General features: G+C 74.3%; 20 protein-coding genes. 8 read left to right on the forward strand and 12 right to left on the reverse strand.

Translation table 11 applies throughout. The annotated features are described in order from the left end of the window. Positions 1 to 91: 91 nt before the first annotated feature. Positions 92 to 2,032, forward strand: coding sequence for a hypothetical protein (locus ACWCXC_RS23315; protein WP_450890430.1), 1,941 nt, complete (start codon positions 92 to 94; stop codon positions 2,030 to 2,032). 98 nt (positions 2,033 to 2,130) lie between these two features. Here ACWCXC_RS23315 and ACWCXC_RS23320 read toward each other — a convergent pair whose 3' ends face one another. Both ACWCXC_RS23320 and ACWCXC_RS23325 read right to left on the reverse strand, forming a co-directional pair. Then, on the reverse strand, positions 2,131 to 2,688 hold the full coding sequence (locus tag ACWCXC_RS23320) for a YceI family protein (protein ID WP_450684005.1): 558 nt from the start codon (positions 2,686 to 2,688) through the stop codon (positions 2,131 to 2,133). Between the two features lie 107 nt (positions 2,689 to 2,795). Then, complete coding sequence (locus tag ACWCXC_RS23325) at positions 2,796 to 3,947, reverse strand: serine hydrolase domain-containing protein (protein ID WP_450890431.1); 1,152 nt, start codon at positions 3,945 to 3,947, stop codon at positions 2,796 to 2,798. A 170-nt stretch (positions 3,948 to 4,117) separates the two neighbouring features. On the opposite strand from ACWCXC_RS23325, the gene ACWCXC_RS23330 reads away from it, so the two are divergent. Together ACWCXC_RS23330 and ACWCXC_RS23335 are read left to right on the forward strand one after the other, a co-directional pair. Continuing rightward, entirely contained in the window at positions 4,118 to 4,765 is a 648-nt protein-coding gene (locus ACWCXC_RS23330; protein ID WP_450890432.1) for a TetR/AcrR family transcriptional regulator, read from the forward strand. Next, positions 4,762 to 5,676 (forward strand): aminoglycoside phosphotransferase family protein, encoded by a 915-nt coding sequence (locus tag ACWCXC_RS23335; protein WP_450684008.1) that lies wholly within the window; start codon positions 4,762 to 4,764, stop codon positions 5,674 to 5,676. Before ACWCXC_RS23330 ends, ACWCXC_RS23335 begins: the two co-directional genes overlap by 4 nt. Before the next feature lie 109 nt (positions 5,677 to 5,785). Here the strand turns inward: ACWCXC_RS23335 and ACWCXC_RS23340 are convergent, their stop codons facing one another. Both ACWCXC_RS23340 and ACWCXC_RS23345 read right to left on the reverse strand, forming a co-directional pair. Next, on the reverse strand, positions 5,786 to 7,165 hold the full coding sequence (locus ACWCXC_RS23340; protein WP_450890476.1) for an MFS transporter: 1,380 nt from the start codon (positions 7,163 to 7,165) through the stop codon (positions 5,786 to 5,788). A 260-nt stretch (positions 7,166 to 7,425) separates the two neighbouring features. After that, positions 7,426 to 8,553 (reverse strand): DUF4037 domain-containing protein, encoded by a 1,128-nt coding sequence (locus tag ACWCXC_RS23345; protein ID WP_450890433.1) that lies wholly within the window; start codon positions 8,551 to 8,553, stop codon positions 7,426 to 7,428. Positions 8,554 to 8,653: 100 nt separating this feature from the next. On the opposite strand from ACWCXC_RS23345, the gene ACWCXC_RS23350 reads away from it, so the two are divergent. From ACWCXC_RS23350 to ACWCXC_RS23360, 3 genes are all read left to right on the forward strand, one after another. Continuing rightward, on the forward strand, positions 8,654 to 9,145 hold the full coding sequence (locus tag ACWCXC_RS23350; RefSeq protein ID WP_450890434.1) for a MarR family winged helix-turn-helix transcriptional regulator: 492 nt from the start codon (positions 8,654 to 8,656) through the stop codon (positions 9,143 to 9,145). A gap of 148 nt (positions 9,146 to 9,293) precedes the next feature. Beyond that, entirely contained in the window at positions 9,294 to 10,832 is a 1,539-nt protein-coding gene (locus tag ACWCXC_RS23355; protein ID WP_450684011.1) for an MFS transporter, read from the forward strand. A gap of 70 nt (positions 10,833 to 10,902) precedes the next feature. Continuing rightward, positions 10,903 to 11,361: a DUF2199 domain-containing protein gene (locus ACWCXC_RS23360; protein WP_450684038.1), complete on the forward strand. Its 459-nt coding sequence runs from the start codon at positions 10,903 to 10,905 to the stop codon at positions 11,359 to 11,361. Between the two features lie 50 nt (positions 11,362 to 11,411). Here the strand turns inward: ACWCXC_RS23360 and ACWCXC_RS23365 are convergent, their stop codons facing one another. Together ACWCXC_RS23365 and ACWCXC_RS23370 are read right to left on the reverse strand one after the other, a co-directional pair. Continuing rightward, a complete protein-coding gene (locus tag ACWCXC_RS23365) occupies positions 11,412 to 12,080 on the reverse strand; it encodes a TetR family transcriptional regulator (protein ID WP_450684012.1) in 669 nt (222 codons plus the stop codon). Positions 12,081 to 12,097: 17 nt separating this feature from the next. Further along, on the reverse strand, positions 12,098 to 12,901 hold the full coding sequence (locus ACWCXC_RS23370; protein ID WP_450684013.1) for a TetR/AcrR family transcriptional regulator: 804 nt from the start codon (positions 12,899 to 12,901) through the stop codon (positions 12,098 to 12,100). A 50-nt stretch (positions 12,902 to 12,951) separates the two neighbouring features. On the opposite strand from ACWCXC_RS23370, the gene ACWCXC_RS23375 reads away from it, so the two are divergent. Next, the gene (locus ACWCXC_RS23375) at positions 12,952 to 13,158 is read left to right on the forward strand and encodes a hypothetical protein (RefSeq protein ID WP_450890435.1); all 207 of its coding nucleotides are present in this window, start codon (positions 12,952 to 12,954) and stop codon (positions 13,156 to 13,158) included. A 59-nt stretch (positions 13,159 to 13,217) separates the two neighbouring features. On the opposite strand, the gene ACWCXC_RS23380 is transcribed toward ACWCXC_RS23375, so the two are convergent. The 3 genes from ACWCXC_RS23380 to ACWCXC_RS23390 form a co-directional block, all read right to left on the reverse strand. Next, the gene (locus tag ACWCXC_RS23380) at positions 13,218 to 14,471 is read right to left on the reverse strand and encodes a GNAT family N-acetyltransferase (RefSeq protein WP_450890436.1); all 1,254 of its coding nucleotides are present in this window, start codon (positions 14,469 to 14,471) and stop codon (positions 13,218 to 13,220) included. 150 nt (positions 14,472 to 14,621) lie between these two features. After that, positions 14,622 to 15,614 carry an asparaginase gene (locus ACWCXC_RS23385; RefSeq protein WP_450890437.1) on the reverse strand — a complete coding sequence of 331 codons (993 nt, stop codon included), beginning with the start codon at positions 15,612 to 15,614 and terminating at the stop codon, positions 14,622 to 14,624. A gap of 46 nt (positions 15,615 to 15,660) precedes the next feature. Further along, positions 15,661 to 16,323 carry an RsiG family protein gene (locus tag ACWCXC_RS23390; protein WP_450684017.1) on the reverse strand — a complete coding sequence of 221 codons (663 nt, stop codon included), beginning with the start codon at positions 16,321 to 16,323 and terminating at the stop codon, positions 15,661 to 15,663. Between the two features lie 116 nt (positions 16,324 to 16,439). Between ACWCXC_RS23390 and dtd the strand changes: the two genes are divergently transcribed. Then, positions 16,440 to 16,889 (forward strand): D-aminoacyl-tRNA deacylase, encoded by a 450-nt coding sequence (gene dtd, locus ACWCXC_RS23395; protein ID WP_450684018.1) that lies wholly within the window; start codon positions 16,440 to 16,442, stop codon positions 16,887 to 16,889. Positions 16,890 to 16,913: 24 nt separating this feature from the next. Here the strand turns inward: dtd and ygfZ are convergent, their stop codons facing one another. The 3 genes from ygfZ to ACWCXC_RS23410 all read right to left on the reverse strand — a co-directional run bounded on the left by ygfZ (position 16,914) and on the right by ACWCXC_RS23410 (position 19,136). Next, the gene (ygfZ, locus tag ACWCXC_RS23400) at positions 16,914 to 17,879 is read right to left on the reverse strand and encodes a CAF17-like 4Fe-4S cluster assembly/insertion protein YgfZ (protein ID WP_450684019.1); all 966 of its coding nucleotides are present in this window, start codon (positions 17,877 to 17,879) and stop codon (positions 16,914 to 16,916) included. Positions 17,880 to 17,939: 60 nt separating this feature from the next. Continuing rightward, positions 17,940 to 18,461 (reverse strand): Fur family transcriptional regulator, encoded by a 522-nt coding sequence (locus ACWCXC_RS23405; protein ID WP_450890438.1) that lies wholly within the window; start codon positions 18,459 to 18,461, stop codon positions 17,940 to 17,942. Positions 18,462 to 18,563: 102 nt separating this feature from the next. After that, entirely contained in the window at positions 18,564 to 19,136 is a 573-nt protein-coding gene (locus tag ACWCXC_RS23410; protein WP_450684021.1) for an FABP family protein, read from the reverse strand. Positions 19,137 to 19,277: the final 141 nt, after the last annotated feature.

The following is a 19,277-nucleotide window of genomic DNA, read 5'->3' on the forward strand; positions in this document are numbered from 1 at the left end:
GGCCGGGTGTCCCCGTAACTCCCTCGACAACGCACTCGCCGGGCTGGCAGGCTCCCCGCATGACCCAGGGAATCGAGACCCGTCCCGCCCGGTGAGCGCCCAGGAGGAGCGCGACGCGCTCACCCCCGCGCCCGCCGCCCTGTACGACCAGGTGCGCCGGCTGCTGCACACGGCCCACGCCGGGATGCCGCCCCGGCGCGGCTTCCCGCTCCCCCGGCAACCCGCCTCCGGTGCGGACCCCCTGCCGTACGAAGACGTCCCGCGCGTCCTCGCGGAGGTGCTGACGCCGCTGCCGCGCGGCGCGGCCGAGCTGGGCCGCCGCCTCGCCCCGCTCGGCCTGGACCACAGCCACCTCCCCCGGCTCCGGGCGGCCGTCGCCGCCCTGGCCGTGCCGGAGGGGCCGTCCGAACGGGCTGCCGCCGCGCTGGCCCGGGACGTGGTCCGGACCGGCACCACCGAGTCCGCCGTCGCCGTCGGGATCGCGCTCCTCGGCCGGTTCGGCGGGTCCGGGGACGTCCGGTATCTCACCGCCCTCGGGCTGTTCCGGGAGTTCACCGACGGGGCGGTCCGTGCCCTCGACCGGCTGGACCGGCGCCGCGCCGCAGCCGTCTGGCTCGCCGTCCGGGCCCGCCCGGCCGAGCTGACGCCGCTTGTCCACGCCCTGTGGACAGGTGATCCCGATGCCGTCCGGGAGGAACTCGGCGTGCTCTCCCCCGGACCGCGCTTCCTCCCCGCCGAGGTCGCCCGCCGTATCGCGGAGGCCGCGTCGCTCCCGGACCTGCTGGACCGGCACCCCGACGACCCCCTTCTGCTCTCCCGCGCGGCCCGGCTCCTGGTCCGGGGCGGGTCCTCCCGCGACGGCGACACCGCGCTCCTCGCCTTCCGCGACGCGCCCGCGCTGTACGAGCGGGTGGTGGCCCGAGCCGGGCTCCTGCCGCCCACGACCGAACACCACGCCACGCTGCTCTCGCTCGCCCTCGACCTGAGCAGCGGCGCCGCCGTCCTGCTCGACTGGGCGCCGGGACGGCGTACCGATCTGCTGCAAGCGCTGGGCCGGGTGCTGTCGCAACCGCGCTGGGCCGTTGCCGCCGCTTCCGCCGTCGCCGCATCGGAGTCCGGCCCGGCGGAGGGAAGACCGGGGGTCCGCTCCCGTGCGGAGTCCAGCCCGGCGGAGGGCGGACAGGGGCTCCACAGCCCTTCGGAGTCCGGCCCGGCGAACGGAGAACACGGACTCCGCGTCCGCTGGATCCGCCGCACCGGGCGGCGCCCCTTCGCGCTCGCCGCCGCACCGGGGGCGTTGCGCATCGAGGTCGTCGCGGGCGACCCGGTGGACCGCGAACCGGTCGAGACCCGGATCCTCGTCGACGGGCGGCCCCTCGTCCCGGCGCTGTTCCCCTGGGGCCCGGCCGAGGAACCCGAGGCGCTGCTCGACAGCCGGGCGCTCCGGGCGGGCGAGGAACCGCACGAGGTGCGGCTGGCGGAGGCGTACTGCACGGAGGGGTGCTGCGGGGCGCTGTACGTGACCGTGCGGCGGGACGTCGACGCGGTGGTGTGGGAGAACTGGCGGCGGCCGGGCACCCCGCCGCTGCCCCCGGGCGTCCCCGCGGAACCGGCCGCCCTGCGCTTCGACGCGGCGGCGTACGACGCGGAGATCGCCCGCGCCGAGGCCGATACCTCCTGGTCGTGGCCCGCCCGGACCACGGGCCGGCTGATCAGGGCGGGGCTGGTGGCACGTCCGGACCTGCTGGGCCGGTGGGACGCGCGGCGCGGCTGGATCAGCACGGGGTTCGACGATCCGGACACCACCGTCGTGACCTTCGACCACGCGCCGGGCCTCGGCGCGGGCACGCCGGACGGGATCCCGCTCCAGTTCCGCTGGATCATCCCGGACGACGGCACCCAGCCCGAGACCCGGGCCGCCGCCGCCCTCGGCCGTCTCGCCGCCGAGAACCCGACGACGTACGCCGACGTCTGCGGCGGCAACCGCGCCCGCGCCGAACAGCTGGGATTCACCTGGCCCGAGGCCTTGTGAGCCCGACCGCGCGACGACGCGGGCGCGCACGCCGTGCCCCTACCCGACGGGCCGGACGCCTACCCGACGACGCGGGCGCCTACGCCCGCACCCGCGCGTCAGCTCTGCTTGATCGCGGAGATGTCGAACTCCAGGACGATCTTGTCGCCGACGAGCACCCCACCGCCCTCCAGGGCCGCGTTCCAGGTCACGCCGAACTCCTTGCGGGAGATCGTCACGGAACCCTCCAGGCCGACCCGGAGGTTGCCGTACGGGTCGACGGCGTTGCCCGTGTACTCGAAGTCGATGGTCACGGGGCGGGTGACGTCCTTGACGGTGAGGTCACCGGTGACCCGGTACTCGCTCTCCGACGTCGGCTCGACGGCCGTCGTACGGAAGGTGATGTCGGGGAAGTTGGGGGCGTCCAGGAAGTCGTTGGTCCGCAGGTGCTGGTCGCGCTGGTCGACGCCCGTGTCGATGCTCTCGGTCTTGATGACCACCTGCGCGGTGCTGCGCGACGGGTCGGTGCCGTCAAGGTGAGCGGTGCCCTCGAACTGGTGGAACGCGCCGCGGACCTTGGTCACCATGGCGTGGCGGGCCACGAAGCCGATCCGGGTGTGGGTGGGGTCGAGGACGTAGTCCCCGGTGAGGTCGGCGAGTCCTGCGTTGGTCGTCAAGGGGTACCTCCGTGGCCGAAGTGGTGGTGGGGGTGGGCGCACGGGGCCGCCCTGGCCGGGCCGGCCCCGTGGAGCGTTGCCCCCGCCACGCTAGGACGGGAACGGCCTCAGCCGTACAGCGCCACGCGGTACAGCGCGGCCAGGGCCGCGTCGATCGGGTGCGGCTGGGGCCTGCCGTCCGCGCCGAGCCGGTTCCAGCGCTGGAGGTTGATCGCGACGGCCAACTGCCTCCCGCCGTCCGCGCGGGTCATGGCCAGGGTGCCGCCGCCCCACACCGTGCCGCCGTGCCCCCAGAAGGCGTCCGGCCCGTCGTGCTCCTCCTGGCCCTCCATCGGGTGCAGTCCGAGCCCGTACGCGATCAGGCGGCCCTCCTGGGAGACGACCGGGCCCGTACGCCGCATCTCCGCCAGCGAGGCGGGCGCGACGATCCGGCCCGCGAACAGCTCCGCGTAGAACCGGTTGAGGTCCGCGACCGTCGAGACCAGCGAGGCCGTCGGGCCCACCCACGACATGTCGAACACGCTGAAGTCGCGCGGCGGGTCGAGCTTCCCGAACCAGGACTCGTACAGCCGGGAGTGCGGCCCCTCGACCTCCGGGCCCTCCGGGAATCCGGTGTCCCGGAGCCCGGCGCGCTCGATGACGTGGCGCGTGATGTACCGCTCGGCCGGGACGCCGGTGACCTCCTCCAGGAGCCGGCCGAGCAGCAGGTAGTTGGTGTTCGCGTACACCCCCGGCCGGCCGCCCGGCGCCCCCGCCGGCGGCGCGGAGACCCCCATGCCGATCAGCTCCGCCGGATCGAACCGGGTGAACCGGTGCTCCTCCAGGCTCTCGGGCCCCGTCTCCGCGACGACCGGATACGCCTTCAGCGAGGGATAGGCGTACGGAAGGTACTCGGGGAGCCCGCTGGTGTGGTCGAGCAGCATCCGTACGGTGATCGCCGCACCGCGCTCCCCCGGCACCAGCCCCGGCAGATACCCGCCGACGGGCGCGTCCAGATCGATCCGGCCGGCCTCGGCCTGCTGGAGGACCGCGGCGGCGGTGAACGTCTTCGTCACGCTGCCGACGCGATGGCGCAGCCCGGCCTCCGCGGGGCGGCCCGTGTCGAGATCGGCGACGCCCACCGCCCCGCGCCAGACCCGGTTCCCGGCCCGGACCTCGGCGAACAGGCCCGGCACGCCCGCCCGGTGGACGCGGTCGAGGGCGGCGTCCAGCGCCTCGGAATCCAGCGCGTTGTCCGTGTCATCCGGTGCGTTGCCCATGTCGGGGTGTCCCTCCGTCGTTTCCTGCGGCCGGCTTCCTCAGCCCCTCACGTTCATGCACCCATTATGCACGCGGTGCGTGCAACGCCAAGTGCACAGCCGGGCGCATGCCGGTGTCCTTCCGTTACGCTGGCGCCCTGATCCGGCAGTGGAAGCGTGAGGGGAACGACATGGCAGGCCGCAGGCGCTGGTCGACCGAGGAGATCCTGGACGCGGCGGCCGAGCTGCTCCGCACGGGCGACGCCGACGCGTTCAGCGTGCGCGGACTGGCCTCGGCCCTCGGCACGGACTCCTCCAGCCTCTACCGCCACTTCCGCAGCAAGACCGAACTCCTGCGCGCGGTCGCGGACCGGGTCCTCCTCGCCGCCATGGAGGGCCACCGCCCCGAGGGCGACGCGAAGCAGCGCATCACCGCGCTCGCCCTCCGACTGCGCGCGGCCTTCGGCGAGCAGCCGCAACTCGCCGCCGTCTGGGGCCGTTACGCCTCCAGCGGCGACGGCGCCCGGCTGATGATGGAGGAGGTCCTCCAGGCCCTGCGCGCCGCCGGGATCCCCGACGAGGAGATCCCGGCGCGCTACCACCGCCTCGCCGTCCTCATCGCCTCCCTGATCGCCTTCGAGGCCGGGGCCGCCACAGTGGGCCCGGACGAACAGGCCCAGGGCATGGAGCTCTTCCGCGTCGCCGTCCTCGGCGCCGACCCGTCCCGCTTCCCCGCCGTCGCCCACTTCTCCCGCGACCTCCGCCCCCTCGGCGCGGACCGCGCCACCGCGTTCGAGGAGATCCTGGCCGCGCATCTGGAGGGAGCCCTCTCCGTATGACCGCCGTCTGGAGCACCCACGGACTCGACCTCGGGCCCGTCACCGTCACCAAGCGGTTCCGCCCCGGCTCCCACGGCCAGGCCGCCCGCGAGTGGCGGGCCCTCACCCTGCTCGACGCCCACGCGCCCGGTCTCGCGCCCGCGCCCCGGCACGCGGACCTGGACGCCGAACGGCCGTCCGTGGCGATGTCCCGGCTCCCGGGCGCACCGCTGCGGGGCCGCCCGCTCGACGCGGCGCGGCTGGACGCGCTGGCGGCGGCGGTGAGCCGGGTGTACGGAGCGGTGCCCGCGCCGCTGCTGGCGGAGGTGCCCGTACGGCCCGGCTCCCGGGCGTATCTGACCGGCCGGATCCACGCCTGGACTCCGCGCGCCCGGCCCCGCGTGGGACCGGAGGCGGGCGCGGCGATGGACGCCGGGCTGGAGTGGCTGGCGGGGACGGAGTGGGGGCCCGCCGGGGCCGGGGGCCCGGCCGTTTCCGGGCCTGGGGGCGGCTCGGCTGCTTCGGGGCCCGGGGTCCCGGCCTCTTCCGGCCCCGGGGCCCCGACTGCTTCCGGGCCCGGGGTCCCGGCCGTCTTCGGGCCCGGCGACGGCAATCTCGCCAACTACCTCTGGGACGGCTCCCGCGTGCGGATCGTGGACTTCGAGGAGTCCGGCCGCAGCGACCGGCCCCTCGAACTGGCGGAGATCACCGAGCACGTGGGTTCCTGGGTCGACGGCGAACCGCTCGACGCCGAGGCGTTCCTCGCCCGCTTCGACCTGACGGCGGGCGAGCGGTCCCTGCTGCGCGACACCCGTCGGCTGCTCGCCCTCGTCTGGCTGTTCCTGCTCGCGCTCGACGACCCGGACCACCCGCGCAACCCCCCGGGGACGGTGGACCGCCAGGCCGCCCGGCTGATCCGGCTGCTCCGCTGAGCCGGGGCGGGGAGCGGGGGTGCGTCGCCACGAAACCGCACGGCTGCCAGGAACCTGGAATTCCGGGATACCGGGGCTCCCGCCCGGCGCGCTCCCACGCCGACGGACCTCACTCGGCCGCGCGCGCCCGTACCGCCAGGCTCGCGGCCAGCACGCTCGGGACGAGGAGCAGGCCGAAGGCGGCGGCATACGCGGCCGTGTCGGCGGAGCCGCCGGCCAGCGCGAGGTTGAACACGGCGGCGGCCACCCCCATCACCGCCATCTGGCCCAGGTTCTGACTGGTCTGCATCGCGCTGCTCGCGTATCCCTGACGGCCCGGCGGGCTGTGGGTGAGCGAGAGCAGGGTGAGCGAGGGGGCGGCCATGCCCATGCCGACCGCCGCCAGGACCATGGCCGCGGCGGCGGTCTGCGCGGGCAGGGCGGGCAGCGTCCCGGCGGCGGCCAGCGCCACCGACGCCCCCATCACCAGCGCCCCGGCCGTGACCAGCCGGTGCCGGGCGACCCGGCCCTGGAGGCGCCCCTGCGCCCAGGAGGAACCGGCCCACGCGATCGCGGCTCCCGTGAACGCCAGCCCGGTCTGCACGGGCGGCACCCGCCGCGCCGTGCTGAGCAGCAGCGGTACGAACGCCTCCAGCGTGAAGTACGCCCCCGACGTCATCGCGCGCAGCAGGACGGTGGCGGGCAGCCCCCGCGCGGCGCGCCAGGTGCCGGCCGGCAGCAGACGCGGCACGCACACCACCAGCAGCGCGAGCCCCACCGCCCCGCACAGCAGATGCGTGAGGTTCCAGCCCGAGACGCCGAACTGCCCCAGCGCCGCCCCCACGCTCACCGCCGCCGCGACCAGCAGCGGCGGCCTCGGCCGCGCCGCACCCGGACCCTCGCCCTCGCCCTCGCCCGCACCCGGAACGCCGCCCTCGCCCGCGCCCTCGCTCTCCCCGTTCCCCGTGTTCCCCGTTTCGCCCGCGCCCTCCGCCTTCCACGAGCGGCCGCGCAGCTGCATCACGACGATCAGCGACGGGACCACCGTCAGGGCCGCCAGGCCGAAGAACACCACCCGCCACGACCACCAGGCCGCCACCAGGCCCGCGAGGGGCGGGCCGGCCAGGGACGGGATGATCCAGCAGGTGCTCATCAGGGCCAGGGCGCGGGCCCGTAGACGGTCCGGATAGGCGTGCGCGATGGCGGTGTTGATCGCCACCGCGATCATTCCGGCCGCCACCCCGTCGAGGAAGCGCCCGGCCGCGAGCTGCCAGATGCTGGTACTGGTCGCGGAGACGACGAGGGTGACCACCGCGAGGACCACGCCCGCCGCCAGGGGGCGCGCCGCGCCCGAGCGGTCCGCCCAGTCGCCGCCCAGCACCCCGCCGAACAGGCTCGCCGCGACGAAACAGCCCGCCACCAGCGGGTAGAGCGGCACACCGTCCAGCTCCCTGGCGGCCACCGGAAGCATCGGGACGACGGCGAGGGCGGCGAAGCCGGTCAGGAACATCACCGCGGCGAAGCTGAACGTGGCCGCCGCGTACGTCCGGGAGAACAAGCGCTCCTCGGGGCCCTCCGGCGGGGTCGCCGCCCGCCCCGTCGCCGCCCCGTGCCGTCCGTCGTCGGGCGCCTTCCGATCATGGGTCACGGGCCGTCAGGCTAGGCGCGCCGCTCACCGACCCGCCACGGGTTTTCCCGCCCCCGGCCGCCACCACCCCTCCCCCTCCCTCACCCGTGACCCCACCCGCGGCCCCGTTCGTCCCGTCCGTCTCAGCCCCCTCCGCGTACGCCGCGCACCGCCGCGCTCGCCGCCCGAAGCGTCGGCGCGCCCGCTCCCATCAGCAGGTCCGTGCTGTCCGCCCACTGGTCGACGGTCCCCGTCAGCGGCAGCCCGCGCAGCTCGGGGTCGGTGAGCGAGGCGGCCAGCGGGCGGGCGAACCGTTCCGCGTGGAGGACGAGGAACGGCCGGCTGTAGTACGGGCGCGGGGACGGGTCCACCGGGTCGACCAGGCCCGTCGCGTTCTGCCGGACGGCCACCGCCTCGTACGCCGCGCACAGCAGCCGCTCGCGCTCCGGGTACGCCGTGGCGGCCAGCGCGCCGCTCAGCAGCGGGGTCAGCTCCCCGGCCGCGTCCAGCAGGGCGAAGGCGCTGCCGAGCCACTTGGTGTACGGGACGTAGCGCCGCTCCAGCAGCAGGCTCAGCCGCATCAGGTCGCGGACCAGCCGGGCGGCGACGACGGCCGAACCGAGCGCGTCCCCGACCTCGGCGCAGCGCCCGACGAACGCCTCCTCCTGGGAGATCCGCTGCCACTGGCAGGCCAGCACGTACCGCCAGACCTCGTCCGGGTAGCGGGCCAGCCGGGCCCGTGCGGTGGTCAGGTCGCCGGGGCCGTCGTGGAACACCGCGCCGGCGGTGACCCCCGCGAGCCGCTGCTGGGGCATGGCGAGCCAGTCCCGTACGCCCGGTTCGGAGGCGGCGGCGTCCTGACCGACCTCCGCGACCAGCCAGTCCCCGAGCGCGTGCACGGCCACGCGGTGGTCGACCGGCCCGTCGGTCGCGGTCATGTGGCCCGCCGGGTCGAGCGGGTCGACGTCCGGGGCGAAGTGGGTGGACCAGCCCCGGACCCGCTTCGGCAGCCGGTCCGCGAGCAGCCGGCGGATCGCCTCGCCGTGGGCCGCCGCGTCCCGTGGCGCGAGGAAGAGGTCCAGTCGCGGCCCCCAGTCGTGATCGGCCGAGCGCGCGGTGTCGAAGCCCAGCACCTCCGAGCCGGGGCCGATGCGGGCGGCGGCGTACGGCAGGCCGGGGAAGACCTCGTCGAGGAGGGGGCGCACCGCCTCCTCGTACAGGATGCGGGAGAGGTCGAGACCGGGCAGGAAGACGGGTTCGGCAGCGGGCATACGGTCACTCTGCGACCCTCCGGCGCACACGGCCAGCGGTTATCACGAGCCGTCCACTTGCGGACGATCTGTCACAGACCGAATTGTTACGCTGGCGGACATGACGGCCATGGCACCCACCCGCACCGCACCGGACCTCTCCTACCTCCTCGACCACACCAGCCATGTGCTGCGCACCCAGATGTCGGCGGCGCTCGCCGAGATCGGGCTCACATCGCGCATGCACTGCGTACTGGTCCACGCGCTGGAGGAGGAGCGCACCCAGATCCAGCTCGCCGAGATCGGTGACATGGACAAGACCACGATGGTGGTGACGGTGGACGCCCTGGAGAGCGCGGGGCTGGCCGAGCGCCGGCCGTCGAGCCGGGACCGCCGGGCGCGGATCATCGCGGTCACCGAGAAGGGCGCGGAACTGGCCGCCCGGAGCCAGGAGATCGTCGACCGGGTGCACACGGACGCGCTGGGCAGCCTGCCGGAATCCGACCGGAACACCCTGCTGCGCGCATTGGAGCGGCTGGCCGGCGGGCACCTCGCCACCCCGTCCGAGCTTCCCCACACGGCCCGCCGAGCCCGCCAGAACCGCCAGAAGTAGCCCGTCGGGGCCGACGGGGGCCACGAGAACCACGAGGGTCACCCTCCCCTGGCCGCCGTATGCCCAGAAACAAGAACCGAAAGAAATAGTCTGCAACAAAACCATCTGCTACGTTCTCTCTTGTCGCACCGACCGACAGGAGAGCCCCATGCACGCCTCGCATTCCCCTGCCCCCACGCCTGACCCCGCCCCCGGCTCGCCCCGTACGCGCCGCCTCGCCCTCGGCGTGATCGCCACCGGTCTGCTGATGACCGTGCTCGACGGCTCGATCGTGACCGTGGCGATGCCCGCCATCCAGAACGGCCTGGGCTTCACCCCCTCCGCCCTGAGCTGGGTCGTCAACGCCTACCTGATCGCCTTCGGCGGCCTGCTGCTGCTCTCCGGACGGCTCGGGGATCTCATCGGCCGCAAGCGGATGTTCCTCGCGGGCACCGGGGTCTTCACCGCCGCCTCCGTCCTCGCGGGCGCCGCCGGCTCCCCCGCGCTGCTGATCACCGCCCGCTTCCTCCAGGGCGCGGGCAGCGCGATGGCCTCGGCGGTCGGCCTGGGCATCCTCGTCACCCTGTTCACCGAGCGCCGCGAACGAGCGCGCGCCATCGCCGTGTTCAGCTTCACCGGCTCGGCGGGCGCCTCGCTCGGGCAGGTGCTCGGCGGGGTCCTCACCGACGCGCTCGGCTGGCACTGGATCTTCCTCATCAACCTGCCCATCGGCATCGCCGCGCTCCTCGTCGCCGTCCGCGTCCTGCCCGCCGACCGGGGCCCCGGGCTGGCGGCCGGAGCCGACGCGCTCGGCGCGTTCCTCGTCACCGTCGGGGTCATGACGGGCATCTACGCCGTCGTCCGCGTCGAGACGTACGGCTGGCTCTCGGCGCACACCCTCGGGCTCGGCGCCCTCGCGCTCGCCCTGATCGCCGGCTTCGCCGTACGCCAGGCCACGGCCGCCGCCCCGCTCCTGCCGCTGCGCGTCCTGCGCTCACGCGGCGTCGCGGGAGCCAATCTGGTCCAGATGCTGATGGTGGCCGCGCTGTTCTCGTTCCAGATCCTGGTCGCGCTGTATCTCCAGCGGGTGCGGGGCTACGGTGCCACCGCCACCGGGTTCGCGATGCTGCCCGCCGCGCTGATCATCGGCGCGGTGTCGCTCGGGGTCTCGGCCCGGCTGATCGCGCGCCACGGCGAACGGCGGGTGCTGGTGGCGGGCCTGGTCCTGCTGACGACCCTGCTGGGGCTCCTCGCCCGGCTGCCCGTGCACGCCCACTACGCCACGGACCTCCTGCCGCTGATGCTGCTCGCGGCGGGCTTCGGACTCGCCCTCCCCGCCCTGACGACGCTCGGCATGTCGGGCGCCGACGAGAAGGACGCCGGTCTCGTCTCGGGCCTCTTCAACACCACCCAGCAGCTCGGCATGGCCCTCGGGGTCGCCGTCCTCACCACCCTCGCGGCGTCCAGGACCAGCACGCTCCTCGCGGCCGGCCACGACCGCGCCGAGGCACTGACCGGCGGCTACCACCTGGCCTTCGCCGTCGGCTCCGGACTCCTCGCCACCGCCCTGCTGGTGGCCCTGACCGTCCTGCGCCGCCCGGCCCGCCCGGCACCGGCCCGGTCCGTCCCCGCACCCGCCCCCGACGCGTCGCCCCGCACCCCCGCCGAACCGGAACACCAGGCTCACGCACCCCGGTTGCCCCATTAGGATCCCGCCCATGGCTACCGATCCCGGCTACACCTGCTCCCGCTGCGGCGAACACCACCCGGAACTCCCGATGGGGTACTCCACCATGGCGCCCGACGTGTGGGACGCGAGCCTGGAGAACGATCCGGACAGCATGCTCTCCTCGGACCAGTGCATCGTCAGGCACGAGCACTACTTCATCAAAGGTCTGATCGAGATACCCGTGACCGACCACCCCGAGCCGTTCTCCTGGGGTGTCTGGGTCTCGCTGAGCAGGGAGAACTTCGGCCGGGCGCTGGACATGTGGGAGACGCCCGGCCGCGAGTCGGAGAAGCCGTACTTCGGCTGGCTGACCACCGAGCTGGGCCTGTACACCCCCCGGACGACCCACCTCAAGACCAACGTCCACACCCGCCCGATCGGCCGGCGTCCGCGCATCGAACTGGAACCGACCGACCACCCGCTGGCCGTGGAGCAGCGCACCGGCATCACGCTGGACCGGGTACGGGAGATAGCCGAAGCCGTCCAGCACGCGGACGACGGCCGCTAGCCTCCGCCTCCCGTACCCGACCCGGACGCTCCCGCCTCCCGCGACCGCCCCTACCGCCGCTCCAGCCCCGACCGCAGCTGCGCGAAGCCGTCCTCGGCCTCGCGGACCGCCTGGGGATACAGCGCGTCGGCGGTGCGGCCCTCGTCGATCCGCCGCCAGTTCTCCAGCGCCAGGATGCGCAGGACGGCGACGATCTGACCGGCCGCCAGCCGGTCCCCCGTCCCGTCGCCCAGCGCGCGGGCGAGCGCCGCCTCGGAGCGGCTCTGGTACGCGTACATCCCGGCCACCAGGGACGGCGTCCCGTACAGCAGCCGGAGGAAGTCCAGGATCTCGGGGACGTCGCAGAGCCCGGTGACCGGGTCGCGGCGCTCCAGCCCGTCGAGGAGGTGGCGCAGCAGCGCGTCCAGCGGGGTCTCGCCGGCCGCGCGGGAGGCGACCACCCGGGCGGGTTCGTCCTCGTGGTCGGCGAACCGGTGCAGGACCAGGTCCTCCTTGGCCGGGAAGTACCGGAACAGCGTCGGCTTGGAGATGTCCGCGGCGGCGGCGACCTCGGCGACGGAGACCTTGTCGAAGCCGCGCTCCAGGAACAGCGAGATCGCCGCTTCCGAGACGGCCCGGTAGGTCAGCTGCTTCTTCCGCTCGCGCAGCCCCATCGGCGCGGCGGGCTCGGACCGGTGCGGCCGCTCCGCGGGTCCGGGCTTCTCTGCGTTCATGGCCATGAAGGGTACGCGCGGCCTCAGCCGCGCCCGGCCTCCGGGCCCGGGGGCCGCGTCCGGGAGCGGACCAGGACGTCGATCCCGTCCAGGATCCGTTCCAGCCCGAACACGAAGTCGTGGTCGGGGTCGCCGGGCGACCACATGCCCTCGGTGGCGGTGAGCCGGGAGAGCGCGGGATGGCGTACCGGGTCGACCAGCCGGCCCAGCGTGCGGGCGTACCCCTCCATGACCTCCTCGGCCGGGACCCCCCGGGCCTCGACGGCGGCGTCCAGATCCCCCCGCAGCAGGGCCTCGTTCCGTACGAACCCGCTGACCAGCAGCAGGACGGAGATCTGCTCGCCCGGCTCCAGGCCGGTGTCCTCCAGCGCCCGGAGCCCCTGCTCCCACCAGGCGACCGAATGGGGGCTCGCCGGGGGCCCGACGACGGGGATGCGGAGCATCCACAGATGCGCGTGGAAGACCCGGCGCTGCGCCCGCGCCCACTCGGCGAGCGCCGCGCGCCAGCCGGCGCCTTCCTCCAGGGCGGGCAGCGGGGGCGGCGGACCCATGGCCGCCTCCTGCATGAGCACGTACAGCTCGTCCTTGGCGGCCACGTACCGGTAGAGCGACATCGTCGACGCCCCGAGCTCCTTGGCCACCCGCCCCATCGACACCCCGCCGAGCCCCTCGGCCGCCGCGACCCCCATCGCCGCGTCCACGATCCGCTCCAGGCTCAGACCGGGCCGGGGCCCCTTCGCCGGCCGCGCCCGCAGCCCCCAGGCCGTCTCGATGCTCGCCGGCAGCCCCGTACCGCCCGACGCCCGTTCCCCACGCGTCACCCGCATCCCGCCTTCCCTTGACTCCCATCCTAGGGACGCGTAACCCTTACACAGTCATGCGTACCTCATACGCAGAAAGTGAGGAGAGCCATGCCCCCGCCGCCCGCGAGCACCCCCTCACCCCCGAGACCCCCGCCCCGCACCCCGCCGTCCTCCTCCTGCTCACGCCTCACGGCAGCGCCACCACCCCCTGGACCCTCCTCACCCACGCCACCGGCCTCCTCCCGACCCCCATCGGCCCGTTCCGGATCCGGACTCGATGACGGCGCCGGACTCGGGCGTCCCCTCAGGGGAGAGCTGGGCGAGGGCAGCCGTCCGCCGCCTAGAACACGTCCGGGCACCAGGCCCGCCGTCCCGCCCTCAGCATCGTGTCGGCGCGGGCCGCCGCGCCCTCGGTCAGTTCGTCGACGCGGCCGAGCGCGGTGAGTCGGGTGACGGACTCGTCGCCCAGGTAGAGGGTGCCGAGTTCGCGGATGTCCAGGGCGAGATCGGCGCGGCGGGTGGTGGGGGCGCAGGTCGCGCCGTCCGGGGAGGCGTCCAGGTGGAAGCGGCCGTGGGCGAGCCCGGCGGCGTCGTGGACGTCGAGGACGAGGGAGCCGGGGGCGGCGTAGGTGCGGGCCTCCAGGGCCCGGACGACGTCCAGGACGCGCACCCAGAGGAAGTCCGCGTGGGTGACGGTGCGGGCGGCGCGGGGGTCCGGGAGGAGGAGGGGAAGGAGGTCGTCGGGGGCGCGGTGGCCGGTGCGGACCGCGGCGATCCAGTCGATCGAGCAGAGGTAGTGCCACAGGGCCCGCTCGGCCTCCGGGGTCACCGCGTCCAGGTTGCGCACGGTCGCCCGGTTCAGCGGCTGCTTGGCGTCGCCCCAGGCACCGTCCGCGCGGTACGTCAGCAGGCCGTCGACGCTGCCGTCGGCCGACCGGTACACCGCGTGGAACGGCTCGGTCCACGGGTCGCCCGGGAACAGCGCCTGCCCGGTGTACAGGTCCCACCACCGCGCGCCCCGGCTCACCACCCCGTGCCGGGCGGCCCGCAGCCGGTCGTGGAGCGCCGGGCCGAGCGCGCGCACCTCGGCCCCGTCCACGAGGTCGATCCGGCCGCCGTCCGCCGCCGAGGGCACCCGGGCCCCGAGATCCAGGCCGGTGCGGTGGACGTCGACCTCCCACTCCGTGGTCCAGGCCGCGGGCCCGAACCCGTACCGCCCGTAGATCGGGTACTCGGCGGCGATCAGCGTCGCCGCCACATCACCGCGCTCCTTGGCCTCGGCCAGGTCCGCCGCCATCATCCGCGTGAGCAGCCCGCGCCGGCGGTGCGTCGGGGTCACCGTGACGTTCGTGACCGCGTCCGTCGGCACCGTCGCCCCGCCGACCACCGTCAGCTCCTGGGCGAACGATCGGAACGTCGCCACGCACCGCCCCTCGTCGAAGGCGCCCCGCACCCGCGCCAGGTCCATGTGCGGCAGCCGGCCCTCCACCTCCTCCCGCGACGGGGTCGGCACCCGCAGGAAGCCGGTATTCAGGGCGCGGAGCCACTCGGCGAACTCGGCTTCACGGAGGGGACGGACATCGAGGCTGGTCATGCCCCTCACGCTAAACAGCCGGACCGGGCCTGTCGCTCTCTTTTCGTACGGGTGCGGGCCGGGCCTGCCGCCCGCCTTTCGTACGGGTGCGCGGCAGGGCGGAAGGCCCCCGGCAGGCCCGGAGGCGGGTGTACAGGGCCCCGGTCCCCCTCAGAACACCGCGCGGATCTCCCCGACCTCCGCCGCCCCGCCCATCAGCGGCGCCCGGCCGATCCGCGCCACCACCGGGGCGTCCACGCCCAGCAGCCCCAGCGCCCGCGCCAGCACCGGGCCCAGCGCCCGGCCCGCGCCGTCGTCGATCTTGAAGGCGAGGGCCCGGCCGTCCGCCAGCGCCACCGCCTGCACCGCCTCCGCGCCCATCTTCGACAGCGTCCCCGGCACCTCACGCATCAGCCAGGTGTCGGGCCGCCGGGTCCCGGCCACGTATTCCGGGTGCGCCCGCATCGCGTCCGCCACCCGCCGCTCGGCCGTCCCCGGCGCCGCCGTCACGAACGTACGGAACGCCCGCGCGAGCCCCACCAGCGACAGCGCCATCAGCGGCGCCCCGCAGCCGTCCGTGCCGACCGCCGCGACCCGCTCCCCCGCGGCCTCCTCCACCACCTGGTGGACGAGGCGCTGGAGCGGGTGGTCCGGGTCGAGATAGGTCGCCGGGTCCCAGCCGTTGCGCGCGCAGACCGCGAGCATCGCCGCGTGCTTGCCCGAGCAGTTCATCGTGATCCGCTCGCGCACGTGCCCCGCCGCGAGATACGCCTCCGCCTCCACCGGGTCCAGCGGCAGATCCGGCGGGGTCTGGAGAGCGTCGGGGGCGAGCCCGTGCTCGGCGAGCATCGTGCGGACCAGATCGAGGTGGAAGCCCTCGCCGGAATGGCTCGCGGCGGCCAGCGCCAGCCGCTCCCCGGAGAGATCGAGACCGGCCCGCAGCACCGCCGCCGCCTGCATCGGCTTGTTCGAGGAGCGGGGGAAGACCGGGGCGTACGGATCGCCCAGCGTCCGCTCCACGCCGCCGTCCGCGTCCAGCAGGACCAGGGAGCCCCGGTGGTGCCCCTCGACGAAACCGGAGCGGACGACCTCCGCCAGAACGGGCGGGACCGGCGGGACCGCGCCCGGCTCGGATATGACGGACGGAGCTGCGCTGGAGGTCATGGTGGCCTTCCGGGGACGGGCGGGACCCGCCCCCGGAAGGATCGCTTCAGGCGAGCAGGTCGTCTACTTGTGCTTCTCCGTCACGGTACCTGCGGGCGATCTCCGCCCCGCAATCGTCCGCGGTGCGCTGGAGCCGGTGCCGGCGCCGGGAAACCTGCTGTTCGTAGCGGACCAGCCGCCCCATCGCGGTGTGCAGCTCTTCGTCCGTCCGGGCGTCGAGGTCGGACAGTTCGACCTCCGCCAGGGTCTCCGCCGCCAGCCTGCGGTACTCGTCGCTGCGCGGCGGGCCGAGCGTGACGTGCCGGGCGGAGGAACGATGCGGCGACGGGGCGTCCGCCAGGATCTCGGAGAGCCGGTCCACCACCGGGGTCTCCGGATCGCGCCGCCGTGCCAGCTCCGCCCGCAGGATATCGATCCGCCCCTGCACGAGCCGCCGCACATAGCTGAGGTCCGCCTCGTCCCGCTGCGACTCGCGCCGCAGCGCCCGCAGCTCCGGCAGCCGCAGCCCGGCCAGATCCGGCCCCGGGCCGCCGGGCCCCTCCTCGGACCCGTGCCCGGTCCGCTGCACGGGTGGGCGCAGGGTGCTCGCGCCCGACGTCCCCGTGCCGATGCCCGCACTCGTACCGGTACTCGTACTGACACCGCTGTTGACGCCGGGGCGCGCAACCGGCACTGTGCCCGGGGACTGCCCGGTTCCATACGTGCTCATGCTTGTGTCCATCCCCTCGACCGGTGCGTCGGCACACCGCCTCCGTGCATGGTGCCACTCCGAGGGGTCCCGTGGAGGTGCTCTGTACCCGTTCAGCCCAAGATAGGTTGGTCTGTATGCGTGCAGTGGTACAGAGGGTGGATGGCGCGAGCGTCAGCGTGGCCGGCGCCGGTGACGGGCGCGACGGCACGGACGTCGTCGGCGAAATAGTCGGCGAGGGCCTGTGTGTCCTGGTCGGAGTCACTCACGGGGACACCCCGGAGAAGGCGGCCCAGCTGGCCCGCAAGCTCTGGTCGGTGCGGATCCTGGAGGGCGAGAAGTCCTGCTCCGACGTGAACGCGCCGCTTCTGGTGATCTCACAGTTCACTCTCTACGGGGACGCCCGGAAGGGCCGCCGCCCCACCTGGAACGCCGCGGCGCCCGGCGAGGTCGCCGAACCGCTGGTCGACGAGGTCGTGGCGCGGCTGCGGGCGCTGGGCGCGCACGTGGAGACGGGCCGGTTCGGAGCGGACATGCGCGTCTCGCTGACGAACCACGGCCCGTTCACCGTCCTCATCGAGGTCTGAGCCCCCGACGGTGCGCGCGAGCCCTCAGGGCTCGACGACCGTCTCCTGCGCCGCCGCCGTGTCCCCGGCCAGCAGCTCCGCGTCCACCGCCACGTTCCGCTTCACCAGCGCCAGCGCGATCGGTCCCAGCTCGTGGTGGCGGGCGGAGCTGGTGACGAAGCCCAGCTGCCGGCCCTCGGGGCCGTCCGAGGCGAGCCGCACGGGGGTGCCGTGGCCGGGCAGCACGACCTCGCTGCCGTCCAGGTGCAGGAAGACCAGCCGCCTCGGCGGCTTGCCCAGGTTCTGCACCCGGGCGACGGTCTCCTGACCCCGGTAGCAGCCCTTCTGGAGGTGGACGGCGGTGCCGATCCAGCCCAGCTCGTGCGGGATCGTGCGGTGGTCGGTCTCGAAGCCGAGCCGGGGACGGTGGCCCTCCACGCGCAGCGCCTCGTACGCGAGGACCCCGGCCACCGGGCCGTTCGCGGCGGCGTACGCCTCCAGACCGGCGCGCGGCAGGAACAGGTCGCGGCCGTACGCCGTCTCCCGTACGACGGCCCCCTCGGGCGCCTCCGCGATCGAACCGGCCGGCAGGTACACCACGGCGAAGTCGTCGGTCCGGTCCGCGACCTCGACCCGGTAGAAGAACTTCATCGACTCCAGATAGGCGATCAGCTCGCCCCGGGTGCCCGGCTCGACGTGCATCCACACGGTCTCGCCGTCGTCGACGAGGTACAGGGCGTGCTCGATGTGGCCGTTCGCCGTGAGGATCAGGGCCTCGGTGGCGCGGCCGGGGGCCAGCTCGCTGACGTGCTGCGTGATCAGGAGGTGCAGCCAGGCCAGCCGGTCGCTCCCCGAGACGGTGACGACGCCGCGGTGGGAGAGGTCGACGAGGCCGGAACCGTCGGCGAGGGCGCGCTGCTCGCGGAACAGGTCGCCGTAGTGCGCGGCGACGCCTTCGTCGCGGCCTTCGGCGGGGACGGCGCCGGGCAGGGACAGCAGGGGGCTCTTCATACGACCAGCGTACGACCGTCCCGGCACGGGCCGTTCACCCGTGCGGCACCCGGACGCGGGTCAGCGGTCGGCGGCCTCCGCAGGCGCCGCGTTCCCGTCCGCCGACGAGTCCGCCGATGAGGAGTCCGCCGTCGAGGAGTCCGCCGACGTCCCGGCGGAGGCCGCCTTCGCCGTGCAGTCCGCGCAGCGGCCGAAGATCGCGAAGTGCTTCATGTCCGTCTCGAAGCCGAAGGCCTCGCGCAGCTTCTCGGTGAACTCGGCGACGACGCCGACGTCGGCCTCGATGACGTCCGCGCAGTCGCGGCAGACCAGGTGGATGTGGTGGTGCCGGTCGGCCAGGTGGTACGTCGGCGCGCCGTGGCCCAGGTGGGCGTGGCTGACCAGCTCCAGCTCCTCCAGGAGCTCCAGCGTCCGGTAGACCGTCGAGATGTTCACCCCGGACGCCGTGCGCCGGACCTCGGAGAGGATGGCGTCGGGCGTGGCGTGTTCCAGCGTGTCGACCGCTTCCAGGACAAGCTGCCGCTGCGGCGTCAGCCGGTAGCCGCGCTGCCGGAGATCGGACTTCCAGTCGGTGCTCACCACAGGCTCCAGTCTAGGGCGCGTGCGGCCCGCCGCTCCTGCCCCGCGTGGAAAACGGCACCCCGCAGGGCCGGGGTGCTCACGGCCCCACGGGGTGCCCGAGGACTACTTGAAGAACGCGATGCCGTCGTCCGGGAGGTCGCCCAGGCTCTTCGCCATGGCCTGGACCTCTTCGGGGGTGACGACCTTCTTCAGGTGCGCCGACATGTACGGCCGCAGCTCGACCTCGGGGGTGGCCTTCTCACCGACCCACATCAGGTCGCTGTTCACATAGCCGTAGAGCCGCTTGCCGCCGCTGTACGGGCCGGAGGCCGCCGTGCGCGCCACCGCGTCGGTGACCAGGTCGATCTGCGGCTTCTTGTCGGCCAGCTCGCCGTACCAGATCTCGATGACGCCCTGGTCGCGGGCCATGACGACCTCGACCTTGCGGTCCTTGTCGATCCGCCAGTAGCCGGTCTCCGACTCCAGCGGCGCGACCTTGTCGCCCTGGTCGTCGAGGATCCAGGAGTGCGAGACGTACTCCAGGAAGTTCCGGCCGTCGTGGCTGAAGGTGACCTCCTGGCCGAAGTTGCACTTCTCGGCACCGGGGAAGTCGGACACCCCGGCACCCGCCCAGTTGCCCAGCAGGAAGGCCAGCGGCACGAGGTCCGGGTGGAGGTCGGACGGGATCTCGATCATGTGCGGCTCAATCGATCGGTGAGGCGGAGGGGGTTAGCGCTGGCCCTGGTACAGCTTCTTCACGGTCACACCGGCGAAGGCGAGCACGCCCAGGCACACGAGGACCAGCAGGGCGGAGAAGAATGCCTCAAGCACGTGGAG

This window comes from Streptomyces sp. NPDC001515, from assembly GCF_053597115.1.